This is a genomic window from Lishizhenia sp. (assembly GCF_057456495.1).
The window spans coordinates 1-7,460 of sequence record NZ_JBVCPV010000151.1 but is presented as its reverse complement, the minus strand read 5'-3'; the positions used below and the strand labels follow the sequence as shown (position 1 = coordinate 7,460).

5 protein-coding genes are annotated in these 7,460 nt (G+C 39.5%); 4 read left to right on the top strand and 1 reads right to left on the bottom strand.

Going from position 1 to position 7,460, the window contains the following annotated elements:
- Positions 1 to 155: 155 nt before the first annotated feature.
- The 4 genes from AC22ZQ_RS10795 to AC22ZQ_RS10780 all read left to right on the top strand — a co-directional run bounded on the left by AC22ZQ_RS10795 (position 156) and on the right by AC22ZQ_RS10780 (position 4,384).
- Positions 156 to 2,039, top strand: a complete 1,884-nt coding sequence (locus AC22ZQ_RS10795; protein WP_318958798.1) for an LTA synthase family protein — start codon at positions 156 to 158, stop codon at positions 2,037 to 2,039.
- Positions 2,032 to 2,904: a diacylglycerol/lipid kinase family protein gene (locus AC22ZQ_RS10790; protein WP_318958797.1), complete on the top strand. Its 873-nt coding sequence runs from the start codon at positions 2,032 to 2,034 to the stop codon at positions 2,902 to 2,904. The genes AC22ZQ_RS10795 and AC22ZQ_RS10790 overlap by 8 nt, the downstream gene beginning before the upstream one ends.
- A 1-nt stretch (position 2,905) precedes the next feature.
- Positions 2,906 to 3,355 carry a DUF1569 domain-containing protein gene (locus AC22ZQ_RS10785; RefSeq protein WP_318958796.1) on the top strand — a complete coding sequence of 150 codons (450 nt, stop codon included), beginning with the start codon at positions 2,906 to 2,908 and terminating at the stop codon, positions 3,353 to 3,355.
- Between the two features lie 66 nt (positions 3,356 to 3,421).
- Positions 3,422 to 4,384: a transglutaminase-like domain-containing protein gene (locus tag AC22ZQ_RS10780; RefSeq protein ID WP_318958795.1), complete on the top strand. Its 963-nt coding sequence runs from the start codon at positions 3,422 to 3,424 to the stop codon at positions 4,382 to 4,384.
- Positions 4,385 to 4,844: 460 nt separating this feature from the next.
- On the opposite strand, the gene AC22ZQ_RS10775 is transcribed toward AC22ZQ_RS10780, so the two are convergent.
- Positions 4,845 to 7,355: a T9SS type B sorting domain-containing protein gene (locus tag AC22ZQ_RS10775; protein ID WP_318958794.1), complete on the bottom strand. Its 2,511-nt coding sequence runs from the start codon at positions 7,353 to 7,355 to the stop codon at positions 4,845 to 4,847.
- Between the last annotated feature and the right edge of the window lie 105 nt (positions 7,356 to 7,460).

The following is a 7,460-nucleotide window of genomic DNA, read 5'->3' as shown; positions in this document are numbered from 1 at the left end:
TAGACGGTACAACCTACGAAGTGCACTGTCACGAACACTAAAAAAAACAAAAGGACTAGATTTATTTCTGGTCCTTTTTTGTATCTACTCATTTTGTGTTCATTTAACGTTTTTAGGCGTTTTAACTTGCAGACTTTTTACTTATCTTCGCCCTTATGAAGGCGAACAAATTTCTTCCCAAACAGGTAGTAGCATACTTCCAAATGTTCGGTATCGCCCTCGTTCTTTTGAGCATTACTCGTATTATTTTCTTTTTTGCGAATTACGCCAGTTTCGAGGCGTGGGTTTTTAAAGATTTCATTGTGGGAATATGGTTCGATATTATTTCCGTATCTCTTTTATCCTTGCCGCTTTTTGTGTGGACCAATCTCCCTATGAAAAAGGCGTTCAAAGAATCCTTAGTCCATAAAATCATCCAGTATTTTTTATTCCTAGTACTCGTTGTCGGAATATTAGCCTTCAACCTCATGGATGTAGAGTATTTTAAGTTCACGTCTAAAAGATCTACCGTAGATTTATTTAGCATTCTTGGAGCTGGAAATGATTTCAACCAGCTTGTTTTCTCCTTTATTAAAGATTTTTGGTTGCTTATTTTGTGCTTTATTCTCTTGTTGATACTTTCTATTATTACCTATAACAAGACCATAGGGAAAAGAGAAATAACGGAGGTAGAGTGGACCAAAGACAGTATCTCTTTTGTAGCAATCTTAGGTTTGCTTATTATTCTAGGAAGAGGAGGAGTTGGCTTGCGTCCTGCAGGTATTTTGAGTGCTGCGCAGTATACAAGTATGCAGAAAACAGCCTTGGTACTCAATACACCCTTCACGATGATCAAATCCTATGGAAAGAAAGGATTTACAAAGAAAAATTACTTTACAGAAGATGAAATAAGCCGTAAATTTTCTCCCAACTATCCGTTAATGCATGCGCAAAGTTTGCCGGAGAACACAAATGTGGTCGTACTTATTTTAGAGAGTTTTGGAAAGGAATGGATAGGTCCTAAATACACGCCGTTTTTGGACTCATTAATGCAAGAGTCGCTTTATTTTAACCAAGCTTTTGCCAATGGGAAAAAATCCATTGAGGCCATGCCTTCTATTTTCGCGGGTATACCCAGTTGGAGTGATAACCCTTACATTTCCTCACCCTATGGAGATAATAACATTGCCACGCTGATTACAGCTTTAAGCAAGAAAGGGTATAGCTCCGCCTTTTATCATGGGGCTACAAATGGTTCTATGCGTTTTGATGAGTTTTCTTCTTTAGCAGGTTTCCAGCATTATTACGGGAGGAATGAATACCCTAATCCCGAACATTTTGATGGTACATGGGGAATATTGGATGAATTTTTTAATCCTTGGGCCGCAAAGAAAATGAGCGAATTATCCCAACCGTTTGTCACAGGATTATTTACGCTTTCCTCTCACCACCCCTATTACATACCCGAAGCTTACGAAGATCAAATACCTCCCTCTAAATATCCTATTGCACGTTCCGTGGCTTATGGAGATATTTCGTTGCGCAAATTTTTCGAGCAAGCCCAAAAAGAAACTTGGTACAACAATACCCTTTTTGTTTTAGTTGCAGATCATACCCCATCCGGGAGTTCTAGTTATTACAAACACAGAATAGGAATGTACCAAATTCCCATTGTTTTCTTTCATCCCCAAAAGTTATTGGGTACGGGACTTCATCCACAAATCATGGATCAAATAGATATTTATCCTTCTTTGATGGATGTCTTAACAAAGGATAAGGCAATGTACGCTTTCGGACAAAGCTATGCAGATACCAACAATGCAGAAGCGCTTTATTACCTAGAAGGAACCTATATGTATCTGAAGAATGGATACATGCTAAGTTTTAGTCAAGATGAAGCGAAGGCACTTTACAATTATCAATTAGATACCTTAGCACGACACGATTCTTTAAGGTATTATCCGCAAATAGTGGAGGAGATGACAGAAGATATTAAGGCGCGTATACAAGTATATAACAATGATATTTTGTCTAACCAAATGAAGTTGGAAGATGAGTAAAAGCATACGCTTCATTATTAATCCAATTTCTGGTGTAGGCAAGAAGAATAAATTGCCTGGACACATTGAAAAGTATATAGATGCCCAAAAGTTTAAAACGAGCATCGTTTATACCCAACATAGAGGACATGCTACCGCGCTCACGAAAGCTGCCGTAGAAGAGGGGGTTGACATCGTTTGTGCGGTGGGTGGTGATGGATCGGTACATGAAATAGGTACGGCATTGATAGGTACAAACGTTACTTTAGCTATTTTACCTTGTGGTTCTGGGAACGGTTTTGCGCGTCACTTAAAAATTCCTCTTCAATTGGTAGAGGCGCTGAAATGTATTAATGAGGAACGCTATAAAGTGGTAGACACAGCTCAAGCCAATGGAAAGGCATTCATAGGAGTAGCTGGTTTTGGTTTCGATGCGTTTATCGCCCAAAAGTTCGATGAATATCATCAGCGAGGATTATGGAGTTATATCAAATTAGTGGTAAAATCGTATTTCAATTATCATCCGGGTAAAATTGAAATAGCAGGTAAAAGTTATAATGACCTACTGCTGTGCACAGTAGCCAATGGTTCTCAATTTGGAAATGGATTTTGTATTGCTCCCCAAGCAAGTGTAGAAGATGGTGAATTGGAAGTTTTTATGTTGAAACAGTTTCCTTTTTACGCTATTCCATCCTTAGTGTGGCGCTTTTTTAATCGAGCAATAGATGGCTCCAAATACACGCAGTTTATCTCAATTAAAAATGTAAATTTAAAATTGGAAACTGCAATTTTTCACCTAGATGGTGAACCACTTGAGGGAGAACGCAATATAGCAGTGAGTGTAGTGCCTAAGAGTTTAAATGTAATCGTAGGAAAAAAATATTAAAATGTTTGTAGAACCAACTGTAGAAAATGTAATTAAATATTTGGGTACGCTAGACCCAGAAACCAAACCTTTGTGGGGGAAGATGAGTGCGCAACGCATGATAGAACACCTTACCGATGCCGTGCAGATTGCAACAGGTAAAAATCCACAAAATCAAATCATTCCCGATGAGAAATTACCGGGTATGTTACGCTTTTTAGATTCTGATAAAGAAATGGCTAGAGATGTTCAAGTTCCTTTTGCCAAAGAAGGGGAAGCCTTACGTCATTCAGAAATAGAATTGGCCTTAGACGAATTGGTGGAAGAATTAATTTATTTCGAAGAACTTTATGCAATGCAAGAAGGTCTAACGCAAATTCACCCGTATTACGGACCGCTAGATTACGCGCAATGGACGCGTTTGAATAGCAAGCACCTTACACATCACTTTAAACAATTCGGTTTACTGTAAATCGAGGGGATTTTAATAAGTGTTAAGGCAAGCTTTTTGCTAAAGATACGTTGACAGTTAAAGCAGATGAATTCAGAAACGGGTGAAAAGAAAAGAGAATATAGATGGATGAAACGCCTTTTGGCTTTTGTCTTGAGCTTCTTTTTTACCTTGCCCGTCTTCATGTTTTTTTACCCGCTTATTCCAACCCTAGAGCTCCCTGTAGGTAATGGAATTCGACTCGATCAGTTGATACTTTTTATGTTCATCTTTTTTCTGTTGTATTTCCTTATTTATAGCCTCAAAAAATATTACCTCTACATAAGTATAACCTTAGTGGTGGCCATAGGCTTGGCGCACATCACGGGGATGTATTCCATCCAACGCTTTAGTGCAGATTACCAAAGTTTGCTCACCAACCTCGAAAAGGTTAGTGAGTCTTCTAAATTTGTAAATAAAACAGTTCCCTTTACGCGAGAAGAGCTGCTGCGAGAAGCCATTGATTATAACAATCCCGAACTCATCGACTTTGCCAGAAACATTGCCACAAAACACTTTCAGGAATACCAAGCCCTGAGTAAAGACAGGCGATGGATACAGTATTTTTCTGTTTTCAAGGAAATAGAAAATAAGTGGATTTACGTGTATGATCCGCTCTACGAAGAGTTTTTTTCCAAGGCTTCTAATACAGCCAAACAGTTGAGCTACAACGATAAGTTTAAAGGAGATTGCGACGATTACTCCATCATCATAGCCGCATGTATTCGCGCCGTAGGAGGAGAGGTCCGTTTGGTGAGAACGAATGTGCTTTTAGACGATGGCAGAACGGTGGGACACCTTTATCCAGAAGTTAAAATTGGCGATAAAAAGGATTTGGAAAACGTGGCTTACCTCTTGCGTAATTTGCTCTTTCCCAAAGAAATTAAAAACAAACCCTTGCGCTATTTCCTAGATACAAAGGGAGATGTTTGGCTCAATTTCGATTATAACGATCACTTTCCCGGAGGTCGTTACCAAAGCAATATTCGAATTTCAGAATTAAAAGTTTAAGCTGTCTTTTTAGGCCCTTTGTTCCCCCAACGCATTGGGGTGCCACCGTGCTTTCCAGTATACGCTTCGGTCTAAAGCCAAGTACAAAATCCCCTTTTCCGTGGCTTCTATGGTCGCCCCAAAAAGTGCTTTGTACTAAGCTTCATCCTTCCAGGGTGCCCTTCCAATCACTAAGGGAGGGGGGATTAATAATTCAAAGATTCACGGTTTTGTAGTTTGAGTGTTTGGTTGTTTGATAGTTTGAATGTTTGAATGTTTTGTGGTTGGTCTCTCGGCTTTCGCTCATCTCGACTCCGCTCGATAACCTCGGTTAATACTACTCTTTAATTATACATACTAGGTTTCCGAGCGGAGCGGTGTGGTGAGCGGAGTCGTACTATCGAGGAGCCGGTGTTTTATGTAAGAACCTAAGTTTTTAACATCCACCTCTCTACTCAAAACTCACCCACAATACTCATATTTAGTACTGTACATTCACAAACCCCGTTCTCATCAAACGCTCGGCATTTTGTGAGGTGCTCACATCTATTTTCCACGTATAGGTTCCTGTGGGTACTAGCTTTCCTTTGTAAGTTCCATCCCAAGTAAAGTTGTAGTCAAAACTTTCGAAAATTAGGGTGCCGTGACGGTTGAAAATTTGTACGTGGAAATCTTTGGTGTCTATTCCATTTACAGCTACACTCCAAGTGTTGTTGCTTTGGTCGCCATTGGGGGTGAAGGTGTTGGGAGCAAACAGACTAAACTCTGGTGTGATGTTAATAGCTTTGCGCAAAGTATCCGTACAACCGATTTCATTGAAAGCGATGAGTTCTATTTGGTATAGACCAATTTCACCTTCTTCAAAATTAGCGGTTGGATTTTCCAACGTGCTACTTGCAGGTTGTGCATTTTCAAAACTCCAACTGTAATATGTGGCATAACGCGAAGTGTTGGTAAATAGTACTTGAGTTGAGAATTCAGTGATGTCGTTGTTAAAACTAAAGTTGGCAACGGGATTTTCTACGACTTCTACAGTAAGGTTGGGCAATGTATCCTTACAATTATCTGTAGTAGAATAAGTCAAACTCACATCAAAAATACCGGTCTGATTATAGGTGTAATTCAATGGATTTATATCATTTAAAATGCTTCCGTCTCCCAAATTCCAAATCCAATTTTGCACTAGGGGTGAAGTTGTAAAACTTACGTTGACTTCTCCCGGATAACAGAGTAAAGTATCATTTACATTCATGTTTAAACTCGGCATAGGGTAAGGTGAAAAACTGAAAATATTGGTGTCTGCTGGGGTTTCACAAACATCTTGTAGAATAAGTACAAGTTCATCTTGACCTGTTGGAGAAAAGTCTGTTGTAGGATTGGTGCTAACTTCTTGTCCGCCATATTGCCAACTGTACGTGTAATTCGGCAATCCTCCAGAAACAATACTGTTTAAATTTAGTGTTTCCCCTTCGCAATAGTCTATGTTTAAAGGTGTACTTAAGCTTAGACTATCCAAAACAGTGATGAATACACTGTCCGTATTTGAGCTACAACCTATAGAGTCTGCAGCGTAACAGTTTATCCAAGTAGAAGAATCTGTTATGAAGTTTTGTGTAGAACTGCTATCGGAAGGAAAAGGCCAGGCGTAGTTTTGAACCACGGTGTTGTTGACCACAGCTTCGAGTTGAGCGCTTCCGTTGAGACAAATGGTTGTGTCTTGCAATACTTGAAGTTGCGGGGTGGGGTGGGTGTAAATGTACACCGAGTCTATTCCCGTGGGACAAACTCCATTGTTTTCGAATAGAATTAAAAGATCGTTATCGGGTTGAGAAGCGTAGGAAATATCTAGGGTATCTGGGGCAGATAGGTAGTCGTTGGTATCTGTTATTTGCCACAAGAAGTAATTCGAAGTATCGCTGAGTTGAGCGCTCAATTGTGCCGTATCACCTTCACATAAAAAGAGGTCTGGTCCCGCATTAGGCGTTGGAGGAGAAGCAACATTTATTGTAAAACTCAAAGTATCATAGACGGTTCCATTTTGAGACACCTCAACATTATAGGTGGTAGTATCTGTAGGCAACACTTGAAACCATGGAGCGTAAAGACTATCCACAACATCACTGGCATTGTTTAAAAAGGTAAAGGTGTAGGTGTCATCATAACCATTGTAGGTGTTGCTCAACTCTACCCAAGCGCTATCTCCTAAACAAATGTTTTGGGGTACTGTCCAAGGTTCGCAGGTAAAAGTAGCTGAGGTAGTAGAGTTTTCGTTGCCGGGTACAGCGTTCCCGACATATAGTTTGGGTTGTTCAAAAGGGATGCCATTGGTGTCTGTTCCTGTAGTGCAACGAATCATTAGAAGAAATTCATCCCCTGCATTTACGTAAATGGAGGGTTCTATACGTGCGGGATAACAATCGCCATAAATACTTGGAGTTTCTAACATACCTGTATTCCCCGTTTGAGAAAGCACGGCACCTTGGTAATTGGTAAAGTAAAGGGTGTTACAAGAAACGGGAGCAATTTGGTTATTAGTAATTTGATTGCAAGTAGAGTTGTACGGAGTTTGGTTTTTCGGAAAAAGAATCCAAATTGTTCCTCCGGGAACCCCATTATTTGGAGGGGCTCCAACTAAACCATTAAAAGGCCAACTTTTAGATTGGACCATGAAATTTAAAAATCCTGATGTTTTTACTGCTAAATTTACCCAGTATATTTTGTCAAAGTTTACTGAGCAACCATTAAAGGCATTAGGGGTAGTTGGATTAATACTAGGAAAAGAGGTTGTGTACAGATAAGGTTGAAAATATCCCCCTATAAAGTAATTGCTATCGTCATAGTTGTCTCCATAGTAACACCAAAAGGGTGAATAAATGTCAATAGAGTCGCACACATCAACAGCATCATAGCAACTCGGTGTAGGGATTTGAGCTTGGCTAAAACTGATAAAGTTTACAAGAGTTATTACTACGATGGTGGTGATCAAGCGCATGCATTAAAGTTATAAAAAACTGATTAAAATCTTAAGAAATTAGTGGATGGAAAGTTTGAGAGGGTGTCTCTCGACTATTGCTCGAGAACCTAAGTTTGAATGTTT